We start from the raw sequence: 25,034 nt of genomic DNA on the forward strand, positions 1-25,034 counted from the left end.
AAAAATCAGCGTTGAATCTGATTTGCCCTTCCTTGGGAATCCCAACCCGTTAAATCGTCACTACGCCCTAGCTTGGCGTCAAAGCTCCATGAAGGGCTGGAAGCCGCCGAAGATCATGCGCTTGGCATCGAAGGGCATGGTTCCCCAATCGGGTTTCAGGCGCGGATCGGCCATCACCTTGGCCATCACAGCATCGCGATCCTGCCTGGATTTGTAGACGGCCCAGGAGAAAACGACGATCTCGTCGTCCTTGGCCTGAACGGCGCGCGGAAACGAGGTCAGCTCGCCATAGGGCACATCGTCGCCGATACATTCGACATAGGCGAGCGCGCCGTGTTCCATCCATATGGGGCCTGTGAGATTGGCCAGCTTCTTGTAGTCATCGAGATTTGCCTTCGGCACGGCAAGCACGAAGCCATCGACATAGGACATGGCGGTCTCCTCTTTGCTAGAAATGGGCGCCGGATCGGCGGGGGATACGACCCGGCGCGGTTGGGCGCATCCCTCTCGGCGAGGGCGCGCGCGCTAAAGCTTATTCCGTCGGTGCGTTCATTGCCCAGGCGACGCCGAAGGGGTCCTTCACCTGGCCCCATCGGTCGCCCCAGAACATCACCTGCAGCGGCGTGACGATCTCGCAACCGGCGTCGACGGCGCGCTTCCACCAGGCGTCGATATCATCCTTGCCGAGATGGAGTTGCAGCGTATAGCCCTGCGCCGCCTGATGCGGATGGCCGTGTTCCGGATAGGCGTCGCCCAGCATCAACGTCGAGCCGTTGATGTAGAGATGGATATGCATTGTGCGGCCTTTTTCATCCGCCGGATAGGCAAAGACTTCGTCGGCCCCGAAAGCCTTCTTGTAGAACTCGGCGGCCTTGTTGGCGCCGTCAACCTGCAGATAGGGGGTCAATCCACCAAGCACTTTTGGCCGGGGTGGGGTCTGGTCGGTCATTGCGTGTTCCTCTTCACGTTTGGATTGGCCTTGCGGACCATAGGACGGACGAGAGGACGCCAATCCTACAGGGTCGTGAAAATTTTTCGCCTGATATCGTCGGGCAACCGGCCGGCTGTGGAGACCGGCGTACAGGCCGTGGTCATATGACCTTGGCCGAGGACGTGGCCGCGCGACGGCTGTCGCGGGCATCGAAGATTTCCGGAAAACCGATATCCTTGCGCAGTTCGGCCGGCAGCGACAGCAGGATGCGTTCGCTGCGGTAGCGGGCGCGCGCCGCGGCATACCGGGTTGCGATGCGGCCGATGGATGACAGGACGGACATGACGACTTCTCCCTGGGTTGGCGCCGGCATCATCGTGTCGGCATCCCAAGGACGAGGCAGCAACGGGCGATCCGACAGATGGTCGAATTTTTTTAGCGTTACCGGCGCGGCGCGCTTAGGCAGCCGTCTCCAATCGTTCGATCGTTTCAAGGTCGGCTCTCTTGGCCTTCCCCTCGACGGCGAGATCATAGCTTGCCTGCATGTTCATCCAAAACTGCGGCGTGGTCCCAAAAAACTTCGCAAGGCGCAATGCGGTGTCGGGCGTTACCGGCGTCGCCTCACTGGCCAGGCGCTCGATGCGTGTGCGCGGCACATGGAGCTTTTTGGCCAGCGTGTAAGGCTTCAGACCAAGCGGTATGAGATACTCTTCGCGGAGAATTTCTCCGGGATGGATAGGCGGGTTGATATCAAGCATTTGGGACCTGCCTTTCAATGGTAGTCGGCTATTTCAACATCTTCTGCTTGCCCATCCACCCAGCGAAAGCAGACGCGAAACTGATCGTTGATGCGGATCGAATGCTGACCGGCACGGTTGCCTTTCAACGGCTCAAGCCTGTTGCCGGGAGGCGTCTTGAGGTCTGACAGTTCGGCGGCGTTGTCGATCATGTACAGCTTCCGTTGGGCCGGTCGGACAAGATCCGAAGGGAAGCCCTTTGGAGCCTTGCCGTTCGAAACGGCTTCGCTGATCTTGTCCTTGAATGAGCGTATCATCCGTGGGTTCCGACAGACGTACCATGGAACGATACGTTTCAGGAATCAAGAGTACGTCTCATGAAATGATACCAAAGGTCCGACCTGTCAATGACAGGCCGGACTTTATTGGCAATGCATCTGTCGCCGCCGCTCAGCTGGCTTCTTCAGCCACCTCGCGGAAGAAATTCTCCGGATCCTCGACCTCGGTCAGCTTTCGCTTCTCGATCAGCCAGAAGCGGTTGCCGACAGCACGGATGAAGGAACGGTCGTGCGAGGCGAGCAGGCAGCTTGCCTGGTGCTTCAGCAACTCCTCCTCCAGCGCTTCCTGGCCGTCTATGTCGAGATGGTTGGTCGGCTCGTCGAGCAGATAGAAGTTGGGATTGGCGAGTCTCAGCGCCAGCATCATCAGCCGTGCCTTCTGGCCGCCCGACAGCACACCGATCCTGCGCTCCTGCATCTCGATGACCACGCCGGCGCCGGCAAGCAGCGAGCGCGCGCGCTGTTCGCCGACATCGTAACGGCGCGAGACCATCGCCAGCGGCGTGTCGTCGCCGCTGATTCCGGACAGCGCCTGGTCGCTGTAGCCGAGCACGGTCGACGGCGTGACTTTCACATTCCGCACCGTGTCCGGCTCGAGAATGGCGTTGCGGATCAAGGTGACGAAGCGCGACTTGCCGACGCCGTTGCGGCCGAGCAGCACGATGCGGTCGCCCTGGCAGATGTGGCGCTTGCCGGTCCTGAACAGCAGCGTGCCGTCCGGTGTCTCGACTGCCGCGTCGTCGAGCGTGATCAGCACCTTGGCGTGCGTTCCGCGATTGGCGAGTTTGATCGCGCCCGCCGATTTCTCGCGATGCGCCGGATTGGCGGCCTCTTCAAGCTTTTCCGCGCGCTGGTTGAGCTGCTTGGTCTTGACGGTCAGCAGGTCGCTGCCGGAATTGATGCCGATGTTGTTGAGCTTGGCCGCCTGCCGGCGCAATTGCTGCGCCACCTTCATGTCGCGCTGGAACTTTCGCTCAGTCGAGGCGTCGACCTCGTCCAGCGCATCCCTCGCCCGCGAATAGGGGAGAGAAAACACCGGCGACTGTTCCGGGCGCAGGAACAGCGTCCGGTTGGTGGTGGCGTCGAGGAAGGCTCGGTCATGGCTGGCGATGATGACCGGCACCTCGCGCGGCAGCGCGTTGAGCCAGGTTTCCAACTGGCTGATGCGGGCGAGGTCGAGATGGTTGGTAGGCTCGTCGAGCAACAGCACATCGGGATCTGTGACCCAGACGCGGGCGATCAGCGCCAGCCGCTGCCAGCCGCCGCTCAGCACCTGCATTTCTCTTTCGCGCATTGGTTCGGGCACGTCGAGCGAATCGAGAACCACGTCGACACGCCACATCTCGCTGTCGGCCTGCTCCGGCGGCAAGGCATCCGCCACCACCTGATAAAAGGTGCGGCCAAGCAGGGCAGGGGCAACGGACTGTTCGACATGGCAGACACGCAGGCCGCGCGTGCGGGTGATGTCGCCCGTCGTCGGCTCCAGCTCGCCGGTCAGGCATTTGAGCAAGGTCGACTTGCCGCGGCCGTTGGCGGCAACGATGCCGAGCCGGTCGCCAGTGCCGATGCTGAGGTCGAGATTGGAAAAGAGCGGCGCACTCATGGTGACGCCGAGGGATTTGAGGCTGATCAGGACCATTATCGATTTCTCTGGTCTGTCCGGAACGTCCGGTTCAATGCACTTTGACGGTGCGCATGCCGGCCATCAGACCAGGCGTTGCGGCACCACGAAGGGCAGACCAAAAAATCGAAGCGGGAAAAAACCCGGACCGTCCCTGGTCAGCCCTGCAAGCTAGCTCGCAGGGCGGAAATCGGGCCACGCTGACGATGGTGATCGAAAGACACGTTAGCCCTCCTTTCAAGACGTTCGAGTATGGGGACCGGTTACACCAAAGGCGGGGCCGATGGCAAGGGCAAGGCTTCCAACCGGCGGGGAAACGGGTCCAGCACCAGCACGCAGCCGGCGATGATCGCCGCCGCGCCGAAAGCCTGGATGACGGTCAGCGACTCGCCAAGCAGCATCGTGCCGATCAGCACCGCGATCGTGGTCACGGCGAATTCGACGCTGATCGTCCTGGTTGCGCCGATGCTGGCCACCAGCCGGAAATAGACGACATAGGTCAGCGCGCTCATCACGCAGGCCAGTGTCGCCAGATAGAGGAAGTCGACAGGGCGCGGCACTGCCGGCACCGGCACGGCCAGCAGCAGCGGCAGCGTCATCAGGCCGCCAAACAGGAAGGCGGCGCTGGTGAGTTCCAGCGAGCCGGCCGACCGCAAATGGCGATTGGCGTAGTTGCTGCCGAACGCCGCCGAGAAGGAACTGAACAGCGACGCGACACAGCCGACCGCAAAGGAGGCGGTGACCGGAACCGCGGGGAAACCGACCAGGACGATGATGCCGGCAGCGCCGAGCAGCAGCCCGGCAAGGCCGCGAACAGTGATGCGTTCGAGCCCCCAGAGCTGGCCGATGATCATCGAGAACAGCGGGATCGCGGCAACCAGGATGGCCGCCATCGCCGTGCCGATGCGCGGCGTGGCATAGGACAGGCCGATCAACTGCGCCGCGACCGTCGTTGCGCCGACCATGGCGAAATGCCGCCAGCCGGCGCTGAAATCCAGCCGTCGCCGCGTGGCGGCTGCAAGCAGAAAGAGCGTGATGCCGGCGATCAGCGCGCGCAAGGTGACCGCGCCGACCCAGCCAAAGGCATGCACCACCTTGAGCAGCACCAGGAAGGACAGTCCCCAGGTGACAGCCAGGAAGACGTAGGCGGCGATGTCTCTGGGTTTCATGGGGAAGTTGCGTGCGCTCAGAGGCAGAATTGCAGCCGTGCGTATCGTTTCCGCCACTTGGCGGCAAGCGCGAGCGCATAGTCCAGAGGCTGTTCCGACTTTGACAAGCAGGATGTTAAGGTGCGGCGCCGGCGCGCTTTTCCTTCTCCCCTTGTGGGAGAAGGTGGCCTCGCGAAGCGAGGTCGGATGAGGGGTGTTCCAGGGAATACCAACGCCTCACTCCGCTGGAACACCCCTCAACCGTCTCGGCGCTGCGCGCCGATCCACCTTCTCCCACAAGGGGAGAAGGGAAGAGCGCTCTACCGTCCCGGTCTACCTGTCTTCCCCGGCCGGCGCTTTTCGCGGCGGGCGTCGCCTGGGTCCTCGTAGGAGCCGATGCCGGCGCGCTGACGGACGATTGGCTTATCGGTGTCGCCGCGATCCTTCGCGCCCCCCTCTGTCCTGCCGGACATCTCCCCCACGAGGGGGGAGATTGGCTGCGGCTTCGCCGGCACTTTTCCCTCTACCGGTTTCTCGGTACGGCGCACCGTCATCTCATCCAGAGAATTCTTCTTGAACAACGGTTTGGCGGCGTCGCCCGGGATGCCGAAGTCGGAGCCGTGCGCCTCTTCGGCCGACTGCTTCTTGAACAGCGAGCGCGACACCGCCCCTGACGGCGTCGGCATGTCGGTACCAGGCCCCATATCGTCGAGGGAGGGCTTGGCGAACAGCGGCTTCTTCACCGGCACGGCGCCGTCCGCGCCCATCTCGTCGAGATCGGGCTTGCGGAAGAGGTTGGGCCTGGCGGCCTTGGCCGCCTCTTCGGCGGCGCGTGCCTGGTCGAGCTTGCGGAACCGCTCCTGTTCCTCCAACGTCCGATGCTTGGCCACGCCCTTGTTGTGCTTGCCCTTTTCGCGGCCCGAGGCCGGACTTTGGCCTTCCACTTCGCGCGCCAGCGGATCGTCGGAGATCGACAGTTCCATCTCGCGCAGCCGCTTGATTTCGTCGCGGATGCGGGCCGCCTTCTCGAAGTCGAGATTGGCGGCGGCATCGCGCATCTGTTTGTCCAGCGCGTCGAGATGGGCCTTGAAATTGTTGCCCATCATGGCGCCGGCACCGTCGGTGAACTGTGAAATGTCGGCGCGGACGTGGTCCTTCTCGTAGACCGAATCCAGAATGTCGGAGATGCGCGACTTGACCGATTCCGGCGTGATGCCGTTGGCGGCGTTCCATTCCATCTGCTTTTCGCGGCGGCGATTGGTCTCGGCCATCGCCCGTTCCATCGAGCCGGTGACCTGGTCGGCGTAGAGGATGACCTTGCCGTCAACGTTGCGGGCGGCGCGGCCGATGGTCTGGATCAGCGAGGTTTCCGAACGCAAAAAACCTTCCTTGTCGGCATCGAGAATGGCGACGAATCCGCATTCGGGAATGTCGAGGCCTTCGCGCAGCAGGTTGATGCCGACCAGCACGTCGAAGGCGCCAAGCCGCAAATCGCGCAGGATCTCGATGCGTTCCAGCGTGTCGATGTCGGAGTGCATGTAGCGAACGCGCACGCCCTGCTCGTGCAGGTACTCGGTCAGATCCTCGGCCATGCGCTTGGTCAGCACGGTGACCAGCGTGCGGTAGCCGGCGGCGGTCGTCTCGCGGATTTCGCCGACGACGTCGTCGACCTGGCTCTTGGCCGGGCGCACCTCGACCGGCGGATCGATCAGCCCGGTCGGGCGGATGACCTGCTCGGCAAAGACGCCGCCGGCCTGTTCCATCTCCCAGCCACCGGGCGTCGCCGAAACGGCGACCGAGAGCGGCCGCATGGCGTCCCATTCCTCGAAGCGAAGCGGCCGGTTGTCCATGCAGGAGGGCAGGCGGAAGCCATACTCGGCCAGCGTCGCCTTTCGCCTGAAGTCGCCGCGATACATGCCGCCGATCTGCGGCACGGTGACGTGGCTTTCGTCGATGAAGACCAGCGCGTTGTCGGGAATGTATTCGAACAAGGTCGGCGGCGGATCGCCGGGCTGGCGGCCGGTGAGATAGCGCGAATAGTTCTCGATGCCGGCGCAGGAGCCGGTGGCTTCCAGCATTTCGAGGTCGAAGCGGCAGCGTTGTTCCAGCCGCTGTGCCTCCAGCAGCCGGCCGGCGCGCTCGAGCTCGACCAAGCGGTGCTTGAGCTCTTCCTTGATCGACTTGATCGCCTGGTTCAGCGTCGGGCGCGGCGTCACATAGTGTGAGTTGGCGTAGATCTTGACGCTCTTCAACTCGCCCGTCTTCTGGCCGGTCAGCGGGTCGAACTCGGTGATCGCCTCGATCTCGTCGCCGAACATCGAGATGCGCCAGGCGCGGTCTTCCAGGTGGGCCGGGAAGATCTCGATCGTGTCGCCACGCACGCGGAATGAGCCGCGCACGAAATTGATGTCCTGGCGCTTGTACTGCTGCGCGACGAGGTCGGCGAGCAGGGCGCGCTGATCGAGCCGGTCGCCGATCTGCATCTGGAAGGTCATCGCCGTGTAGGTCTCGACCGAGCCGATACCGTAGATGCAGGACACCGAGGCGACGATGATGACGTCGTCGCGCTCGAGCAGCGAGCGCGTCGCCGAATGGCGCATGCGGTCGATCTGCTCGTTGATCGAGGATTCCTTCTCGATGAAGGTGTCGGTGCGCGGAACGTAGGCTTCCGGCTGGTAGTAGTCGTAATAGGAGACGAAATACTCGACCGCGTTGTCGGGGAAGAATTTCTTGAACTCCGAATAGAGCTGCGCCGCCAGCGTCTTGTTGGGCGCCAGGATCAAAGCGGGCCGCTGCGTCTCCTCGATCACCTTGGCCATGGTGAAGGTTTTTCCGGAGCCGGTGACGCCGAGCAGCACCTGGGTGCGGTCGTTGTTGTCGACGCCCTCGACCAAATCCTTGATGGCGGTCGGCTGGTCGCCCGCCGGTTCGAAGTCCGACACCATCTTGATGGCGATGCCGCCTTCGGATTTCTCCGGCCGGGCAGGGCGGTGCGGTGTCCACAGCACGCCGTCCCTGTGCAGCGGATTGCCGGATTCGATCAGCGCCGAGAGCGCGGCCACCGTAGCGGTGACGCCACTGGACGACATCGTCTCGGCTTCTTCCAGCGAGATGTCGAGGCCGGCGACCGGATTAAGGCCGGCTGCCGTGCGTTCGCGGGCCGACGCGGCGCCGCCCATCGAGGTGCCGCGCGCGGTGCGGCCCGGCGCGGCGGAGCGCTCGGGTATCTTCTTCGGCGACTTGGCGCCGCCGCCTTTGCCCGTGGTGCGTCCTTCCCGTTCAGCCTCCTGCTCGATCTGCTCGGCCCAATCCGCGATCGAACCGGTCAGCGGCGTGCCCGACAGTTCTGCCTGCGGCATCTCGGCGAAGCCGCTCTTGTGCAGCGGCTCCGAGGCGTCGAGGAAATCGGTCAGCGGGCTGCGCCGCTTCGGCGCGGCGCGGTCCTCATTCACCGTCGGCGGCGTTTTTTTATCGGGGGATTTGGCCATGTCCCGAATATGGGAGGTCTTGGCGAAAATGGAAAGAGCACGATGAAGGCGGGCGTGCCGCCGGCTGCGGCTCCTGACAGCAGGCTGTCAGGAGTGGGCAGGTATCGCGCGCTTCCTGCTCGCAGGGGTCAGGCGCCGCTTCCGTTTGACGCCACGCGCGTCGCCGATCCATTCAGGCGCGGCACCACGACGAGCCGGGTGACCTTGCCCTTCTTGAAGGCGGCGAGAAAGCGCGCATAGTCCTTGAAGGCGACGCAACCGCTCGACTGGGCGTAGCGGCCCCGAAGCAGGTAGGTATGGGCCAGCAGGCCGTCGCGATTGTATTTGTTGCGGCCATCGACCGGTGTTAGGCGCAAGGCCTCCACACCGTGAAAGCGCGACTCGCGCAGCGACAGATTGTAGGTATTGGGCGGTGTCGGTCCGCGGTTCTTCTGGTCGGCATAGCGCGGCTGGTCCGCCATGGCGCCTTTGCCCGAATGCGCCTCGAGCCTCGAGCCGTCAGGCATGTAGACGGTGCCGGCGCTGATGTCGTAGACGGCGACGCCGTTGCCTGCGCCACTCCCGCCGCGCGGGCCGCCGAACAGGTTCTTGAACGCCTGGCCGAGGCCGCCCGAAGGCGTGTCCGGCTTGGCATAGGCCAGCACGTCGCCACCATCGCGGGTACGGCCTTGCCGGGCCGGCTGCCTGGCTTGCTGGACGGGCTTCGGCTGGGGCGGCGGCTTCTGCTCCAAAGTCTTGGGCTGTGCGGCCGGCTTGTCCTCTTCCACCACCCTGGGCTGCTGCGGCGCGTCATATTGCGGGCGGCGGGTCGGCAGCGGCACGTCATCGGTGAGCGCATCCGGCAGCGAGGCGGCGTCGCCGGGCTGTTGCTGCTGTGTCTCGACCGGCGCAACCGCGACGTCGGGCGAGGATTCGGTCATCGGCAGCGGCGAGGCGAAGGCTTCGTCCTCGACAGGCATCGACTCGACCAGGGCAAGCGCCAGCTGCGCGTTGTCGGGCGTTTCCGATTGGGCAACGCCCATCGGCGCCGGCGCGGTCTGCACGACCGAACCCATATCGGTGCGGGCGAAGCGTTCCGCCGCCGGAGCCGGCATGTCGTTGGACAGGCTGGCCATGACCTGTAGGGACGGCACGAGGGACGCCTCTATGATCTGCGGGGCGGCGCTGGAAATCAGGGGACGGGTGCTGGCCGTGGCCGCCGGCTTTCCCGCGCCGGCGAAGACAGCAGCGAGCTTCGTCGGCGACAGCGACGCTTCCATCAGTTCGAAGCGCTGCTGCGATTTCGATTTCGCCGGCGTTGGCTTGGCCTGCGCCACCAGGCGCCCGGATTTCTCCGCCTTGGAGGTTATCGCCGCCAGCTTGAAGCAGCTGGCGCCGCACTGTACGGCGTGGTCGTGCAGCGCTTGCGCGCCGCCATGGGCATTGGCTGTCACGAAGGGCGCCGAAGAGCTGAGGAAACGCTGTTTCAACGGATCGGCGAGAGCGAGCGTGCCCGGCATGGACAGCGTCTGTGGCAGGCCGATCGACGCCGTCGAGAGCGAGGCGCCGACGGAGCTGAGGCCGGCCATGGTGCCGATCATCCATAGGCCGACGGCAGCGCTGACGCCCGGCACCGCGACCCAGCGGACAACCCGTTCAGGGGTGAAGGATGAGGCACGTGGCACTTCGAAAGCGGTCTCGCCGCTCCAACGCCTGTCCCCGACAATTTTACGACTCAAGAACGCCATGCAACCAATCTTGCTCCAAGCGGGGCTCCCACGTCCGCGGCTGTGATAGCCGCGACGACCATTCTGTGAGTGATCCCAGGTGGTCCCCGACGCGTTTGCCGCGCCTGTCGTTAGTTGCCGATTGCTTCAAAATATGGACAAAGTTGGTTAACCAATCCCTCTCAAAACCAATGGAGAGACGTGGACTTTGTGCCGAAAAAAGGCTCGTCCACGACCATGCACGCGGTATTGCAGCCCTTCCAAGGCTGTTTTGCTGCCTGTTTTTGCCTGCTGAGTCAAGCAAAACAGCCTTCGCTAATCTTCGCAAAAGGTGGTTCGGGGCGATTCCCGCGGCAATGAGGCACGCCGACATGCGTCTGCCGCGCCGCTGCTACGCCACCGGCTGCCTGCAAACACTGTTGCCGTCCTGCCACAATTCTTCGGCCTGAAGGATCGCCTCCCGGCGGCCGATTGACTCGTTTTGGGAGGCAGTGCAATCCGTTCAAGTGCTTGGTTTTAGGTGGCAAAGGCCACTTTTGGAGGCTTTTCCATGAAGCGTCGAGACTTCTTGGCGCTGTCGGCGGGAGCTGCGGCGTTTTCCATTCTTCCGGCCGCCGTCAAGGCCGCCGTGCCGGTTGCCTATGACCGCAATGCGGAGGTGCCGTTCAAGGACAAGAAATCATTCATCGACTGGATGGTGGCCAATCGCGGCGAGGATCCGAAGTTGCTGGCGGAGCGGTTCGATCGCTTCCAGATCATGGTCTACAACAAGGACGTGCTGGACGACCGCAACAAGCGCGCCTTCCTGCTGACGCCGCGCGAGGAGTTCGTGCTGCCGCAGAATATAGGCCGCGCCTATGATCATGCCTTCCTCGACATCGGTTATGGCGTGACGATTTCAGGTCCGCACCTGGTCGGGCGCATGACGACGTCCATCGACGTGCAGTTCGGCGAAGCCGTGCTCGAGATCGGCACCGGCTCGGGCTACCAGTCGGCCTACCTCGCCAACCTCACCGACAAGGTGCACACGATCGAGATCATCAATCCTCTGGCGCAGCGCACCCGCCGCACCTATGACGGGCTGATCGAGCGCGGCTACAGCGAGTTCGGCTCGGTCACCAGCCGCAATGCCGATGGCTATTATGGCTGGGAGAGCGTCGGCCCGTTCGACAAGATCATCGTCACCTGTGGCATCGACCACATCCCGCCGTCTCTCCTGCAGCAGCTCAAGCCCAACGGCGCGATGGTCATTCCGGTCGGTCCGCCGGGCGCCCAGCATGTGCTCAAGGTGATCAAGCAGCAGCTTGCCGACGGCACGTTCAACATCGTCCGCTCGGACATCTACAACGGCAAGGTGGTGCCCTTCGTGCCCTTCACCAAGCTGGAAGGCGACCAGATCGTCGGTACGCATAACGGTTGAGTTGCCGCGCAGCGGCACCGGCCTTGCTGAATTTCGCACCAAGGGGCCTGCATGGCAGCCGTCGCATCGATTTCTCGACCAGGCATCGCCCCGCTGGAGGCGCCACGGCTTGCGCACTATCTCGCGGTCGGGCTGATCGCCGGCGCCATTATCGCCCTGCAGATCGCCGTCATGCGGGTGTTCGCCGTGGGCAGCTGGTCGCATTTCGGCTCGCTGGTGGTCAGCCTCGCCATGCTTGGTTTCTCCTTGTCCAGCGTCGTCATCTTCGCCGGCAAGGGCTGGTTCGACCGCCACTGGCAAGGCGCGGCAACAGTGGCCCTGTTGCTGATCGGCCCGCTCGCCGTCGGCTCCAACCTTGTCGCCCAGACGGTGCCGTTCAACGCCATCTTCCTGGTTTCCGATCCCCAGCAGAAATGGCGGCTGCTCGCCAATTTCCTGCTCTACCTCCTGCCGTTCCTGGCCGGCGCCTTCTTCCTCGGCATCGTCTTCCTGAAAAGCCGCACCGCCTTCGGCCGCGTCTATTTCGCCGACCTGACCGGCTCGGGGCTTGCCGGCCTCGTCGTGCTGGTGTCGCTGTATCTGTTCGCGCCTGAAACCATCATCGTCGTGCCGCTGCTTTTGTGGGCCGCCGGCTCGCTCTTGTGGTTCGTCGCGTTCGGCGCCTGGAAGAGTGTTGTCGCTGGTGCCGTAATCGCGGCGCTGTCGATCGCCGGCTACCTCATGCTGCCTGGGCTCACAGGCATACCCGACATCGCCGTCTCGCAATATAAGGGCGTCGCCTATGCCCGCAATTTCCCCGACGGCAAGCGCATCTACCGCAGCGTCTCGCCGTTCGGCGACCTGCAGGTCTATGCCAGCTCCTACATGCATTTCGCGCCGGGCCTGAGCGACAACGCCGCTTTCGGCATGCCCGAGGTTCCGGCCAACACCTATGTCGGCATGTATCGCGACGGCGACGGGCCGGAAGGCATCATGCGCAACCTGGCGCCGGCCGAGCAGGTCTATTTCCGCTATCTGCCGATGCACTATCCCTATGTCATCAAGCAGAAGCCCAAGACATTCGTCGTGCAGTTCGGCGGCGGCATCTCCACCCAAGCGGCGCTCAATGCCGGTTCGACATCGGTGACCGTCGCCGAAAGCAACCCGATGACGTTGCGGGCGTTTCGCGATTCCGTGCTCAGGGACGTGACCGGCAATATTCTGGCCGAGCCGCGGATCAAGGTGATCGACTATGACGGGCGCCTGTTCCTCGCCAACACGGCGGAGCGCTACGACGTCATCGACCTCAGCCTCGCCGACAGCGTCGGCCTGTCCAATCCCGGCGGCTTCGCCATTTCGGAGAAATATGCCTACACGCGTGAGGCGATGCTGAGCTACATGCACGCGCTTGCCGATGGCGGCGTGCTGTCGATCACCTTGTGGAACAAGGAAGAGCCGCCGAAATCGGTGCTCAAGCTTTATTCGACCGTCGCCGAAGCGGCGAAAATATTCGACCGCCAAGGTGCCGCCAACGATATCTTCGCCGTGTCGAGCTATCTCTCCACCACGACGGTGCTGTTCAAGCGCGGCGGCTTCACGGAAACCGAAATCAAGACGCTGCGCGACTACACCAAATCGATGTCCTGGGAGGAGGTCTACTATCCAGGAATAGTTTATGACGGCTCGGGGGCGCAAAAGGTACTCGATGATTACCGCGCCTCGATCTTCGGCAGCGGACAGGACGCGACGCTGACCCAGCCCGCCGATGCGTCAGCGCCTGCAAATCCTGACTGCGACCCGACGGCGCCTGCCGATCCGACACTCGATGCTTGTGCGGATGCCGGTGCCGATGCCGGTCCGCAGGTGCTGCCTGCGACCGCGTTGCAGCGCATGACCTGGCACGCGCTTTTGACCGGCGGTTGGGAAAAGCTCGCCAACGATTATGTCTTCGACGCGCGTGCGCTGAGCAACGACCAACCCTATTTCGCTGCCTATGTGAAGGTCGCCGACCTGCCGCGCACGCTCGACCGGCTCGACCTGTTCCAGGACGACTGGGCCTATCTCCTGATCTGGACGACGCTCGGCATCGCCTGCATCACGGCGGCATCGCTGGTGCTGCTGCCGGTCATCTTCGGCTGGCGCATCGTGTTCTCACGCTCGCGCGGCAAGCTCGGCACCATCCTGTATTTCGCTTGCCTCGGTCTCGGCTACATCATGGTCGAGGTCGGGCTGATCAGCCGCTTTACCGTGGCGCTGGCCAACCCGACCGTCTCGGCCTCGGTGCTGATCTCCTCGATGCTGGTGTTCTCCGGCCTCGGCAGCCTGTTCGCCGAGCGCATCTTCGACCGCGCCAGGACGCTGCTGCCGGTTGTGCTGCTGGCCATCTGTGCGCTGCTGCTGGTCTACGGATTCTATCTGTCGCCCGTGCTCGACCGGATTGGCGCCTATCCCTATGCCGTGCGGCTGCTGCTCTGCTTCCTGCTGGTGTCGCCGCCGGCCTTCCTGATGGGCATGCCGATGGCCACCGCGATGACCTGGCTGGCGCGGCTGGGCAAGGAGCATCTGTTCGTCTGGGCCTGGGGCGTCAATGGCTGTTTCTCGGTCATCGGCTCGGCCGCCGTGCCGATCGTCGCCACCAGCTTCGGGCTCAGTGCCGTGCTGCAATGGGCAGCGATGGCCTATGTCGTCGCCATCCCGGCGTTCTTTGCCGTGCTCCTGCCATCGAAAGCGCCGGCTCTCCGGGTGGTGCCCGCCTGATGCCGGACCGGCGCGCCATCGTCGCCGGACTGCTGGCCACGGCGGCGTTTCCGGCGGCAAGCCAGGGGGCGCGCTTGCAAAAGGCGATCTCGACCATCGTGCCGTTCAAGGCGTCACCGTTTCCGTACCGGGGCAAGCTGCCCGACGGCTCCGGGCCGTTTCTCGACGTGGATGCGAACGGCCGCCACGGTCACACCTCGCCGCGCGGGGGAATCTATTGGGAAGACGAGACCTATCGTGACCGCTCGACACTGCTCGCGATTCCCAAAGGGTTCGATCCCGCCAGGCCTGCTGTCATCGTGGTGTTCTTCCACGGCAATGGCGCGACCTTGCAGCGCGACGTGGTCGGGCGCCAGCGGGTCGTCGCGCAGGTCGAGGCTTCAGGCCTCAACGCCGTGCTGGTGGCGCCGCAATTTGCCCGCGACGCGCAGGATTCCAGCGCCGGCAATTTCTGGACACCAGGCTATTTTGCCAAGTTCATGGCCGAGGCGACGCCAGGCCTGGCCAAGCTGACCGGCGCCAAGGCGGCAAAATTCGAGGCCATGCCGGTGGTGATGGTCGCCTATAGCGGCGGCTACAATCCGGCCGCCTCAGTACTTGGGAATGGTGACATCGGCGGACGCCTGCTCGGGGTCATCCTGCTCGACGCCGTGTTCGACGAGTCCGGCATCTTCGCCGACTGGATCGCGCATCACAGGAAGAGTTTCTTCGTCAGCGCCTATGGCAAATCATCGGCCTCCGGCAATGCCGAGATCAGGCAGGCGCTGGCGGGCCACGGTATAGATGCCAGTTCCGATCCACCGCGCCGCCTCGAAGCCGGCACTGTCGCCCTGCTTGCATCGGACGCTGCGCACGACACCTTCGTCACGCGGGCCTTTGTCGGCAATCCACTGCAGTGGCTGCTGGCCCGGATGAGCGGGTTCGCCCGCTGAGGCACCTGCATCAGCCTAGGGCGCGCTCAGTTGAACCACAGCGCGAACGTCAAGAACCCGCCGCCGCCGAACTGGCGCTGGATCTGGTCGAAATCCTCGCTGGTCAGGATCTTGCCGGTTTCGAGGTAAGGGGCGATGCCGGGACCGGTGATCGACAGCACGAGGTCGAATGGTTTTGGCTCGTCGAAGAAGCGCTTCATGTTGATGCCCTTGCCGGTGATGCGGAAATGCGGCAGCAGCGCGCGGCCTTCGAGCAGGTCCTCGGCCATGGTCAAGGCGGCGAGCCAGGCCTGGACCTGCTCCGCGCCGACTTCGAGGCCGGTGAGCGGGTTTTCGCCCTTCTGCTGCGGGCCGGGCAGCCATTCGCGGTCATTGTCGGTCTCGGCGCGGATCGCCTTCCAGTCCTCGCGCGACAGCCGGATCATTTCGAGCAGCTCCTGGCGCGCCGCCTTGCGACGCTCCGGCTCGATCACCGGCCAGTTGATCATGTGCACCATCGAGATGAAATCGGCGATGCGCCATTCCGAGGAGAAGATGCTCGAGCCCATCTCGCTTGGCGGCGGCACGAGGATGTCCTGCAACGGCAGCTTGGCGCGCGGAAAAAGCATGTGGAACGAGCCGTCGAACGTGCTCCTGAAATCATGCGCCAGCCAGAAATCGGCCTGCGCCATCAGGAACTCGGCATAGCCCTGCAGCCAATAGCCGTCGGCGCGATCGAAGCGGAAAGTGAGCGCCGGTGCGGCGCCGTCCGGCGCCATGGCGCCATGCGACAGCGCGGCCATGATCGCCGCCATGCTTTCATCCGGCGCGATCGTGCCGTCCTCGTTGAGGTCGATACCGACATGGGTGAGGTCGATGACCATGCCGATATCGGCATCGGCTGGCACCGAACCCAGTGTCGTGGCGGATTTTCCCAGCCGGTCGCGGAACGCGACCAGTATGGCGCGGAACTCTTCATAGGTCAGCGGCTCGGGTTTGGGATTGGGCGGCACGGGCAGCTGCATCAGTGGCAGCATGAAGGATTGCGGGCTCTCGAAACCATGGCGGTGCAGACCGCTGGCCAGCAATTCCAGCGCGGTGAAGAATTCACCGGCGCCGGCGGCATAGGCGGACGCCGGATCTTTCGGTGCAGCAGCTTCCAGGGTAGACAGCGCGGCCTCGCGCGCGGCCACGGTTTTTGCCTCGAACAAAGCGGTTGCCGCTTCCGGCATGGCGGCCGATGCGGACGACAGTGGCACGAGCAGAATGAAAGCCGATGCCAGCAGGCTTGCTATGCGCGTCATCTTTCCCTCCCATTTGTCGCCAGCGACCATACACAGATTTACAATGTCGCGCCTGTCGGTGCCGACACGCTGTCCACATCGTTGATTGCCGACGGCTTCAACCTGCCCGCTGGACAGTCTAAACAAGGCAAACGATTGGGCGTGCCGTGTCGAACTATCCGCTCTCCTATAAACTGTCCTGGCTGCCGCATTTCCTGAAACCGTCGCTCGTCGGTGACGCCACCGGGTTTGCGCCGGCATCGGGGACGCTGATGGACCGGCCACCGAGACAGACGGTGCGGCTGGCCTTCATCGGCGATATCTCGGCGGTCGCCAACCGGAGCGCGCCCGACTGCGATCCGGCGATCAAGGCGCTGCTGGGCACGGCGGACCTGATCATCGGCAATTGTGAGAGTCCTGTTGTCGACAGCCCGAGCGCGGTACTGGGAACCAAGCTCGGTACGCGTCATGCGATGAGCGAACGCTTTCTGGCCGAGGCGCTGGCAGCGGTCGGGATCGGGCGCGAAAAACTGGTGCTGTCGCTGGCCAACAATCATGTGTTCGACCAGGGCGTCGCCGGTTTCGACGCGACGGTGGCGGCGCTGAAGCGGCTCGATATCCGCACCATCGGTCTGGCCGCCAATGGTCCGATCGAACGCTTCGCGGCCGGGCCGCTCGCTCTCGGCTTCGCCGCTTTCACGCTCTGGCGCAACGCCGATGAGAGCTTGTTTGCCGGCCGCGTCTTGATGGAAGGCGATCCGGCGCGCTGGCCTGGTGAAGCGAGCGCAGGGGTCGATCTGCTTTGTGCCGTGCCGCATTGGGATTGGGAATTCCGCCATTTTCCGCGCGCCGGAACACGGGCGCTGGCGCGGCGGCTGGCCGGGCAGGGCGTGGGGCTGATCGCCGGCCATCATGCCCATGTCGTGCAGCCGGTGGAGCGGATCGGCGACGCGATCATCGCCTATGGGCTCGGCGATTTCCTCGGCACCGCTTTTGCCCGCCAGCCATGGCCGGGGCGGATCGGCGGGATTTTCGTCGTCGATGTGAGTGCTGATGCCGATACGCGCGGCAGGATCGCCGCCCACCGGCTGCATCCATTCATGCGGCTACGCGTGGGCGACCATGAGCGGCTGGTGTCGGTGGAGGAATTGGAGAGTTCGATAAGGGGAAAGGTCGAAGGGCGGCTGGGCGCGATCTTCCCTTCTCACACAAGGGGATAAGGGATCACCGCTCTATCCGGCTGGCGTCATTCCTGCAAAAGCAGCTATCATAATGGCGCAAACGGGCTTCGGCAGCGGGGGGATGGCAATGGAAACTTTCATGCCGGGCGCGGCCGACATCGCGGCCATCAAGAAGGACATCGAGACCTACGAAGCGACAAGGGCCTCGGTGGCACGCAGGGTCAAGTGGCGCGTGCCGTTGTTCGTTGGCCTGATGGTCGTCTTCGTCGCGCTCATTGCCTGGCTGTTCAACAAGGTCGCCGATCCCAACGAGCAATGGTTCTCGACGCCGCATGTGTTTCTCTATGGCATCGGCTTGGTGGCTTCGAGCGTGCTCTACTTCCAGGCCATGAAACCGGCGACGCGGCTGCAGCAATCGTTCCGCGAGACGCTGCTGCCAATCATCTTCGGCTCCATTGCGGATATGCGTTATCAGCATGGAGGGAGGCCGAACTCTTTCGACCGGCTGCCACGCGAGGCGGTCGGCGCCTTCAACAAGCAGTCGTTCGACGATGTCGTTTCGGGCCGCTACGAAGAGTTTCCGTTCGAGCTTTACGAAGCAGAACTGCGAGTAGGGTCGGGCAAGGATTCATCGACAGTCTTCAAGGGTGTCATCGTCGCTTTCGAAGCGATCGAGCCGTTCCCGGGGGTATTGGTGGCGACGCGCCGGACCAATGCGGTCGTTGGCTTCTTCCGCGGCATGTTCGCCAGCAAGATGCAGGACTTGTCGTCCGGTGTGCCCGAACTCGACGCCGCCTATGAATTCCGCACCGACAACATCGAAGCGGCGCGGCCACTGGTGACCGGTCGCCTGGCGCAGGCACTGAAATGGCTGGGCGAAACCTGGCCGGACGATCCGGCCCGCGTTGCGCTGAACGGCGCAGACGGTTTCCTGCTGTTACCGCAAACGAAGAACTTCTTCGAACTGCCTGATATTTCGGTGCCGCTGGACTACCAGACCCATGTCGCGCCGATGATTTCGGATATGGGCGCCATGCTGGCGACGGCGGCCTTGGTGAGGAAGATCGGCGTGAGGGACGGTGCGATTTGATGGGCCGAAGCAGGCTCAGCAGTCGAAGCCGTATTTGCCGCGCATATAGTGCGCCTCTTCCTTGGACATTTTCTTGAACATCACACAGACGGTGAAGCTGCCGACCTGGTGGCCGTCCCTGGTGTATCCCCAGTCGGAAATATCGTCGCGCGTGAATTCGATATTCTGGCCGAGCACGACGTTGCGCACTTGCTCCGGTTCGTTCGCCAATATGCCGACGAATCCGGTTTCCGTGCGATGGAAGGGAATGACCCAGAAATGCTCGGAGACGTCGCCGTCCCGCACCTTGACCTTCAGCTTGAACCTGTCCGTGCCGGACGGAGGGGTTTCGGACAAGGCCAGGAATTCATCCAGGCCGGCGAGCGCCCGCGCGGTCGCCGCCGCCATGTCGGGATCATCAAGAGCAAACATGATCGTGCTGTCACCCGGATCGGCGCTTTGCGCGCCAGCCAGGCCCGGCAAGATCGCCAGCATCAGGGATAGGGTGGTCCGGACGGCGATTTTCATGGAAGTCCCCCTCTACGACAACGCGACACCATCCCGCATTCGCTTCGAGTTTGCAACCTGGGCGCGAAATTCGTCTCGGCCGGGTGGGAGGCTCGGGCCGGCGCACGACATAAAATGTGTACCGACGAAAAATCGAAGTCCTGTTTCGTGATGCGCCGGGCAGGGATTGCGGCGGCGGCGTGATCGCCGACGACGCCAGCCACAATCCGTCAAACGACTCTTTTCGTGCGGAGAAGAGCCTTCCATCAGCGCGGGAAAGCTATCGGCGCCGGAGGGCGTGGACGCTATTGTGTCGGAATTAAGCCGATGATTCCTTTGCGAAAATACACCCAACGTGATTTGCGGACAGTGCGCTTTCCGCCCAGCCTCGGGCCGTTCGGTGCTGCTCTCTCCCAAGCGGTGCCGGAAAACCGAAACAGCACGGAGTGCTATCCATGAAGAAGACCCTCGCAACCACCGCCGCTCTGCTCGCCTTCCTCGGCTCGGCCTATGCCGCGACCGTTCAGGGCACCATCCAGGCGGTCGATCCGACAACCAAGTCGGTCACCCTCGACGACGGCAAGATCTACCAGCTGTCGCCCGATGCGTCGGTCGGGAAACTGAAGGTCGGCGCCAAGGTGGCGGTGACCGTCGACGACAAGACCGGCATGGTGACGTCGATCAAGAAGGCTTCATAGCGACTCCTGACCGGACTTTTGAGACCCTGCTCCAATCTGGCCGGTTCCTTCGGGGACCGGCCATTTTCATTACCTTGGGCACTCACCGCCAGGCGACGACGGTGGTGAAGCGCCGTTCCGGCAGCGCCGCTATGGTTTTTGCCAAAAGGCCGCGCTATTCCTTGGCTGACGGGGGATCTGCATGGCCGAGGAACAAAAGGGATTTCGCCTGTCGCGGCGGCTGCTGCTGGGGGCGGCTGTTTTCGGCGGCGCGGTGCTGTGGGGTGGTACCACCGTGGCGCGGCTGGCGCGAGGCCCGTCAGGGCCGAAGAACACCGGACGCATCGCCGATATCGACGGCATCGCGCTGCCGCTGAAGCCGATCGCCAGCCCGCCGGCCTTCGAACCGTCGCTGCCCTGGCTGGCAAAAGGCGGCGACATTAACGACGCCAGCGGCCTGTCGAGGACGCCGGTCTATGGCGTGGTCGAGGTCAGCGAGGAAGAGCACATCGTCAGGGCGCTGGCCTTCGCGCGCGCCACCGGGCTGAAAGTGTCGCTGGCGGCGATCCGCCATTCGATGGGCGGGCATGCTTTCGACGACAATGCGCTGGTTCTCGACCTCAGAAAGTTCAACAAGGTCACGGTGGACGCCGTGGCCAAGACAATGACCTTGCAGCCGGGCGCGTGCTGGCACGACATCCAGAACATGCTGCATCCGCGCTTCGCCGTGAAGGCGATGCAGTCGACCGACATCTTTTCGGTCGGCGGCTCGCTGTCGGTGAACGCGCATGGCATGGACCACCAGGCGGGCTCTGTGGCCGGCTCGATCCGCTCGATGCGGGTGATGCTGGCCGACGGTGCGGTGACCACCTGCTCGCCAGCCGACAACAGCGAGCTGTTCCGCCATGTCGTCGGCGGCTACGGCCTGTTCGGCGTGGTGCTGGAGGCAACGCTCGATATTGTCGACAATGCCGTCTACCGCACCTCGCGCGAGATCATCAAATCCGACGATTTCCCGAAATTCTTTGCCGAGGTGCTGGAGCCGAACATGGATATCGGCCTGTTCTACGGCCATCTGTCGACGGCGCCGGGCAATTTCCTCGAGGACATGATTGTCTACCGCTACGACAAGGTCGCCGAGCAGCCGCCGGCCGACCAGCCGGCGCTCGGCGAACCCGATGGCGTCGGCCTGAAGCGGGTGATCATGAACATGGCCAAATGGGGCAGTGCGTTCCAGGAGCTGAAATGGTTCACCGAAAAGACGCTGGAGCCGAAATTCGAGAGCTGCACGGTGCCGCGTACCTCCGCGCTTGCCGAGGGCGAGGCCTGTCTCGTCACCCGCAACAACCCGATGCACGATTCGGTCCCGTATCTGTTCAACGACCTCATGGGCGAGACCGACATACTGCACGAATATTTTATTCCTCGCGCCGCCTATGTCGAATTCATCGCGGAAGCGCGCGAGATCCTGCGCAACCAGGATCTGCCGGTGCTCAACGCCTCGGTGCGCATCGTCCACAAGGAGGACGTGGCGCTGACCTATGCGCCGGAGCCGGCCTATTCGCTGGTGCTCTATATCAACCAGCCCGCCGATGCCGATGGCAATACCAGGATGCGCGCGCTGACGCGGGCCCTTATCGACGTAACGATCAAGCATGGCGGGCGATTCTTCCTGCCCTACCAGCTGCACTATACGGCCAAGGAGCTGCTGGCGTCCTATCCCGAGCTGCCGGCTTTCCTGGCGGCAAAGCGCCACTATGACCCGACGGAACTGTTTTCCTCGACCTTCTACCGTGCCATCAAGGCGCTGAGCGGGACGGCTTAGCAGTCAGAGGAGAATTCCATGCGGATGGGATCAGCGGCGGCGGTGCTCGCCTTCGTCGCACTTTGCCCCGGACCGGCCGGCGCTGAAGACCTGAAAGCCTTCAGGCTGACGATCGACGGCAAGGCGGTTGATATCGATGCCGGCGAGAGCGCCCATGTGACGTTGCCGGACGGCAAACAGGTCGAAGTGAAGCTCGACAAGAACGATTTCGCGACCTTTTCCGGCGACAGTTTCTCCTTCAACCATCCGAGCGGCATTTCGGTGACCAAGACCGATCTCGGCGAGAACATCACGCAATATCTGATGGCCTCGGCGCTGGGCACGATCGTCGTGGTGCAGGAATACGGCAAGATGAACCCGGTGTCGCTGAACCAGCTGATGCTGCAGGAGATGACGAAGGAATCGGTCAAGGCGGGTGCCAAGCTGACGCAGCAGCCGACGACGCGCAAGCTCGCGGACGGCAAGGAATTGACCGGCATCACCGCCGAGGTGAAGACCCGCACCGACACCGCTTATTTCGAGATCGTCGGCTACGGTCTCGCCGACCAGGGACTGCTGTTCATCACGCGTGTCGCGGGCGAGGACGCGGCGACCGAGAAGCCGCTGATCGACAGGTTCTGGCAGAGCCTGAAGCTGAAGATGTAGTCGAGGCCTACAGCTTGCCCGGCACCAGGCCGGCCAGCCAGTTCACGGAGCGCTTTGCCGCGTCGGCGGTCGCCGAGACGGCGCGGCCGAGATCGGTCTTGACCACGGCGTAGCCGTTCTTCGTGCGATAGAGCACGCCGGTGCCGCCATCGACCACCTGTTCATAGGCGACGGGGCGCGCAGCGGCCGCGTCCAGGGCCGTCGTGGGTGATCCGACCGGGACGCTCGGCCGATGGCTGAGCTCCGGCGGCAGCGGGCTTTCCGTTCTGACGATCCGGCTGGCGGGCTTCAGTTCCGGGCCCGACGCGATCGCGGCCAGGTGCGATGAGGGCGCCGAACCTTTCGCGCGACAGATGCCGGACACCAGCGGATAGTTGAAATTGCGCTCGTGCAGGATCTGGCTTTTCATCGCGGCTTCGCAATCGGCGATGGTCGACCACTTGGCCGGCGTCTCGCCGATATATTCGCACAGCTTGGCGTCGCAGTCGCAGCCGACGATGGTCATGGCGACAAGGGCGGTCTTGATCACGGTCTCGTCCCTTCGAGATGCCCCCCGGCAGCCCAGTCAGGCGCATGTCGCGTTCCAGGCGACATGCATTCTCCATTGCGCGCGAACAAGGCGGGATTTTGGCTTCGACCGTGGAATGTGCGTGGCCGCGCGTGCCTACCCGGTGCCCGGCAAGGTCCGTTCGAGGAAATTGGCGATCAGCCGCACCACGTCGTGCGGACGCTCGACCTGCGGGATGTGGTTGACGCCGTCGAGGACGGCCAGTTCGGCGTGTGGAAACAGCGAGGCGATCTCTTCGCCCTGGGCCAGCGGCGTGGTCGAATCCTCTCGCCCCCAGATGACGAGAACCGGCGGCGTGAAGGCGCGATAATTCGCCTTGTTGGCGGCAAGCGATTTCCGCTCGTCATTGTAGAGGCCGCTGAACAGCCAATGACCAACGGCATTGGTGGTGCCCTTGACGTTCAGCGGGCGCGTGTAGATGGCGATGCGCTCCGCCGTGACGAGATCGTCGTTCTCGATAAATTTGCGCAAGCCGAACCCGGTCATGAGCGGATTGGTGAAGGTCGAGGCAGTCAGGAGCTGGCGTGGCCAGTCCCTTTTCAGGAGGGATGCGAACGGCGGGGCCGAAGCCTCGGTCTGGCCGAGGCCAATCGCCACGTCGAGCAGGATCATCGCATCGATGCGATCCGGGGCCGGGAAGGCGGCTTCGATCACGCCGCCACCACCATAAGAGTGGACGCCGACGCTGAAATGCCGAAGGCCGAGCGCGTCGGCAAAGCCGAGGACACGCCTGGCGTGAGCGGCGCGCGAATAGTCCTGGTCGGCCGGTCTTTCCGAATACCGAAGGGCGGCATGTCGACGGCGATTACGCGGAAGCCCTGTTCACCCAGGGGTGCCGCGATATCGCGGTAGGTTTCGGCCCAGGAAGCCGTACCGTGGAACAGAAGCAGCGGCGGCCCGTCCGGCGGTCCCCAGACCTGGTAGTGCATCTTCAGCCCGTCGACCGTCGCGAACAATACTCCCGCCGGAGCCGCTTCCCGCGGCGACAGGGTCTCGCGAAAAGCCGCCGCGCCGCGAAAGCCGACGAGCGCCACAATGACCAGCACCACCAGCGTGAGCGCGAGCCAGCCGACAATCCGGATCAGTCGACGCATGGCAGGACTGTCGCCTCAATAGTCGTAGACGTGTTCGAGCCCGGCGCCGGCCTTCATCAGCGACGGCAACACCAGGTGCAGCTTGCGCACGGCCACGACCATGCCGGTGCGGCGCGTCGAGGGATCCGCCGGGAGCGGATAGCTGAACAGGATGCGCATGCCTTCGGGGACGGCGATCGAATCGGTTGACAGCACCGTGACCATGATCTCGTCATTGCCACCGATCTCGACGAAGGAGACACCCTTGTCGATCAGCCGCGGGATCATGTCGGTGAAGACCTGATATCGCTTGGTGACGAAGATGGTGCCGTCCGGGCCCAGGTCCCGTTCCAGCAAGGTGTCGGGCTCGTCGCGGGTGGCCTCGCCGACCGGCCCCTTTGCCCAGACATGGACATCGAGGAAGGCCGGGTCGGAAGTCGCGGCAAGCGCCTTCTTGATGAGGTCGGCATAGCCTTGCTTGATGGTGTCGGCGAGGCCGAAGGCGAGCTTGCGTTCGCTGGTGCGAATGGAACTGTCACCAGGCGCCGGCTGTACGGCGAACAGCCCGGCGCGCTTTTGCGCATAGGGAAACTGGTACCACGGCACCTGGTCGAGAAAGCCTGCATAATCCGCCGCCACCTTGGCCTGGTAGATGTCGGCGGCGGTGCGCTTGCCCGATGCCGCCTCGGTGATGCGGCCGACCGTGTTCTCATAGGCCCACTGCAGGATATGCTCGATCGAGTGGCTGGTGCCGATGATGACCAGCATCTGGTGGTTGGCATAGTTGAACTTATAGGCGGAACTGGCGCGCATCACCGTCGCGTAATCCTGCCAGAAGCGGCCGACATAGGACCAATAGGGAAAACCGCTCGGCTGGTCCTTGGCGACGAAACCGGCATATTCGCGCGCGGCGTAGACGATCGCCCATTCCGGATAGGTGAGGAAGGTCGATTCCTCAGGCCGCTGGTAGCCGGAGATCTCGGCGCGCACCTTGTCGGCCAGCGCCTTGGGCGGCGCGCCGTCGGCAATGCCGGGCAGCGGCGTCCTGTCGAGCGACGGCGTCGTCAGGAAGCCATAGGCGAGCCCGGCGATCGGGATCAGGACAACGATTACGATCAGCCAGAGGATCGCCTTGATGATGCGCTTTATCAAGCGAAACAGGGCCATGGC

Annotated in this window: 22 protein-coding genes and 1 pseudogene; 8 read left to right on the plus strand and 15 right to left on the minus strand. The window is 63.7% G+C overall.

Translation table 11 applies throughout. The features are described 5' to 3' along the window. Positions 1-78: 78 nt before the first annotated feature. The 9 genes from O7A60_RS27800 to O7A60_RS27840 form a co-directional block, all read right to left on the minus strand. On the minus strand, positions 79-432 hold the full coding sequence (locus O7A60_RS27800; RefSeq protein WP_140712442.1) for a DUF1428 domain-containing protein: 354 nt from the start codon (positions 430-432) through the stop codon (positions 79-81). A 100-nt stretch (positions 433-532) separates the two neighbouring features. Then, positions 533-949, minus strand: a complete 417-nt coding sequence (locus O7A60_RS27805) for a VOC family protein (protein ID WP_337108920.1) — start codon at positions 947-949, stop codon at positions 533-535. A gap of 142 nt (positions 950-1,091) precedes the next feature. After that, positions 1,092-1,274: a hypothetical protein gene (locus O7A60_RS27810; protein ID WP_337108921.1), complete on the minus strand. Its 183-nt coding sequence runs from the start codon at positions 1,272-1,274 to the stop codon at positions 1,092-1,094. A gap of 115 nt (positions 1,275-1,389) precedes the next feature. Beyond that, positions 1,390-1,689, minus strand: a complete 300-nt coding sequence (locus tag O7A60_RS27815) for a HigA family addiction module antitoxin (RefSeq protein ID WP_337108922.1) — start codon at positions 1,687-1,689, stop codon at positions 1,390-1,392. 14 nt (positions 1,690-1,703) lie between these two features. Further along, positions 1,704-1,985: a type II toxin-antitoxin system RelE/ParE family toxin gene (locus O7A60_RS27820; protein ID WP_337108923.1), complete on the minus strand. Its 282-nt coding sequence runs from the start codon at positions 1,983-1,985 to the stop codon at positions 1,704-1,706. A 133-nt stretch (positions 1,986-2,118) separates the two neighbouring features. Beyond that, on the minus strand, positions 2,119-3,645 hold the full coding sequence (locus O7A60_RS27825; protein ID WP_337108924.1) for an ABC-F family ATP-binding cassette domain-containing protein: 1,527 nt from the start codon (positions 3,643-3,645) through the stop codon (positions 2,119-2,121). A 245-nt stretch (positions 3,646-3,890) separates the two neighbouring features. Continuing rightward, positions 3,891-4,796, minus strand: coding sequence for a DMT family transporter (locus O7A60_RS27830; RefSeq protein WP_337108925.1), 906 nt, complete (start codon positions 4,794-4,796; stop codon positions 3,891-3,893). Between the two features lie 299 nt (positions 4,797-5,095). Beyond that, positions 5,096-8,263, minus strand: coding sequence for an excinuclease ABC subunit UvrB (uvrB, locus tag O7A60_RS27835; protein ID WP_337108926.1), 3,168 nt, complete (start codon positions 8,261-8,263; stop codon positions 5,096-5,098). Positions 8,264-8,391: 128 nt separating this feature from the next. Further along, on the minus strand, positions 8,392-9,990 hold the full coding sequence (locus tag O7A60_RS27840; protein ID WP_337108927.1) for a DUF2778 domain-containing protein: 1,599 nt from the start codon (positions 9,988-9,990) through the stop codon (positions 8,392-8,394). Between the two features lie 529 nt (positions 9,991-10,519). On the opposite strand from O7A60_RS27840, the gene O7A60_RS27845 reads away from it, so the two are divergent. Genes O7A60_RS27845 through O7A60_RS27855 form a run of 3 tightly spaced genes read left to right on the plus strand, consistent with a single transcriptional unit; the run spans position 10,520 to position 15,057 of the window. Then, positions 10,520-11,389 (plus strand): protein-L-isoaspartate O-methyltransferase family protein, encoded by an 870-nt coding sequence (locus tag O7A60_RS27845; protein ID WP_337108928.1) that lies wholly within the window; start codon positions 10,520-10,522, stop codon positions 11,387-11,389. A gap of 51 nt (positions 11,390-11,440) precedes the next feature. Next, complete coding sequence (locus tag O7A60_RS27850) at positions 11,441-14,125, plus strand: hypothetical protein (RefSeq protein ID WP_337108929.1); 2,685 nt, start codon at positions 11,441-11,443, stop codon at positions 14,123-14,125. Then, entirely contained in the window at positions 14,125-15,057 is a 933-nt protein-coding gene (locus tag O7A60_RS27855) for a hypothetical protein (RefSeq protein ID WP_337108930.1), read from the plus strand. Before O7A60_RS27850 ends, O7A60_RS27855 begins: the two co-directional genes overlap by 1 nt. Before the next feature lie 26 nt (positions 15,058-15,083). On the opposite strand, the gene O7A60_RS27860 is transcribed toward O7A60_RS27855, so the two are convergent. Continuing rightward, a complete protein-coding gene (locus O7A60_RS27860) occupies positions 15,084-16,340 on the minus strand; it encodes a hypothetical protein (protein ID WP_337108931.1) in 1,257 nt (418 codons plus the stop codon). 146 nt (positions 16,341-16,486) lie between these two features. On the opposite strand from O7A60_RS27860, the gene O7A60_RS27865 reads away from it, so the two are divergent. Together O7A60_RS27865 and O7A60_RS27870 are read left to right on the plus strand one after the other, a co-directional pair. Further along, positions 16,487-17,539: a CapA family protein gene (locus O7A60_RS27865; protein ID WP_337108932.1), complete on the plus strand. Its 1,053-nt coding sequence runs from the start codon at positions 16,487-16,489 to the stop codon at positions 17,537-17,539. Between the two features lie 82 nt (positions 17,540-17,621). Further along, entirely contained in the window at positions 17,622-18,590 is a 969-nt protein-coding gene (locus O7A60_RS27870; protein WP_337108934.1) for a hypothetical protein, read from the plus strand. A 15-nt stretch (positions 18,591-18,605) separates the two neighbouring features. Here the strand turns inward: O7A60_RS27870 and O7A60_RS27875 are convergent, their stop codons facing one another. Further along, complete coding sequence (locus tag O7A60_RS27875) at positions 18,606-19,097, minus strand: YegJ family protein (RefSeq protein WP_337108935.1); 492 nt, start codon at positions 19,095-19,097, stop codon at positions 18,606-18,608. Positions 19,098-19,531: 434 nt separating this feature from the next. Here O7A60_RS27875 and O7A60_RS27880 point away from each other — a divergent pair, with 434 nt between their 5' ends. The 3 genes from O7A60_RS27880 (at position 19,532) to O7A60_RS27890 (ending at position 22,223) form a co-directional block, all read left to right on the plus strand. Beyond that, a complete protein-coding gene (locus O7A60_RS27880; protein WP_027143317.1) occupies positions 19,532-19,774 on the plus strand; it encodes a DUF1344 domain-containing protein in 243 nt (80 codons plus the stop codon). Positions 19,775-19,955: 181 nt separating this feature from the next. Beyond that, positions 19,956-21,578, plus strand: a complete 1,623-nt coding sequence (locus O7A60_RS27885; protein ID WP_337108936.1) for an FAD-binding oxidoreductase — start codon at positions 19,956-19,958, stop codon at positions 21,576-21,578. Between the two features lie 18 nt (positions 21,579-21,596). Continuing rightward, positions 21,597-22,223, plus strand: coding sequence for a hypothetical protein (locus tag O7A60_RS27890; protein ID WP_337108937.1), 627 nt, complete (start codon positions 21,597-21,599; stop codon positions 22,221-22,223). Positions 22,224-22,230: 7 nt separating this feature from the next. Here the strand turns inward: O7A60_RS27890 and O7A60_RS27895 are convergent, their stop codons facing one another. The 4 genes and pseudogenes from O7A60_RS27895 to O7A60_RS27910 form a co-directional block, all read right to left on the minus strand. Then, complete coding sequence (locus O7A60_RS27895; protein WP_337108938.1) at positions 22,231-22,752, minus strand: hypothetical protein; 522 nt, start codon at positions 22,750-22,752, stop codon at positions 22,231-22,233. A 135-nt stretch (positions 22,753-22,887) separates the two neighbouring features. Further along, positions 22,888-23,511 (minus strand): annotated as a pseudogene (locus tag O7A60_RS27900) (alpha/beta fold hydrolase); the annotation flags it as partial. Beyond that, the gene (locus tag O7A60_RS27905) at positions 23,442-23,885 is read right to left on the minus strand and encodes a hypothetical protein (protein ID WP_337108939.1); all 444 of its coding nucleotides are present in this window, start codon (positions 23,883-23,885) and stop codon (positions 23,442-23,444) included. The pseudogene O7A60_RS27900 and the gene O7A60_RS27905, both read right to left, overlap by 70 nt. Before the next feature lie 15 nt (positions 23,886-23,900). Beyond that, on the minus strand, positions 23,901-25,031 hold the full coding sequence (locus tag O7A60_RS27910) for a hypothetical protein (RefSeq protein WP_337108940.1): 1,131 nt from the start codon (positions 25,029-25,031) through the stop codon (positions 23,901-23,903). Positions 25,032-25,034 lie beyond the last annotated feature (3 nt).

The organism is Mesorhizobium salmacidum (SeqCode) (assembly GCF_037179605.1).
Lineage (GTDB): Bacteria > Pseudomonadota > Alphaproteobacteria > Rhizobiales > Rhizobiaceae > Mesorhizobium > Mesorhizobium salmacidum.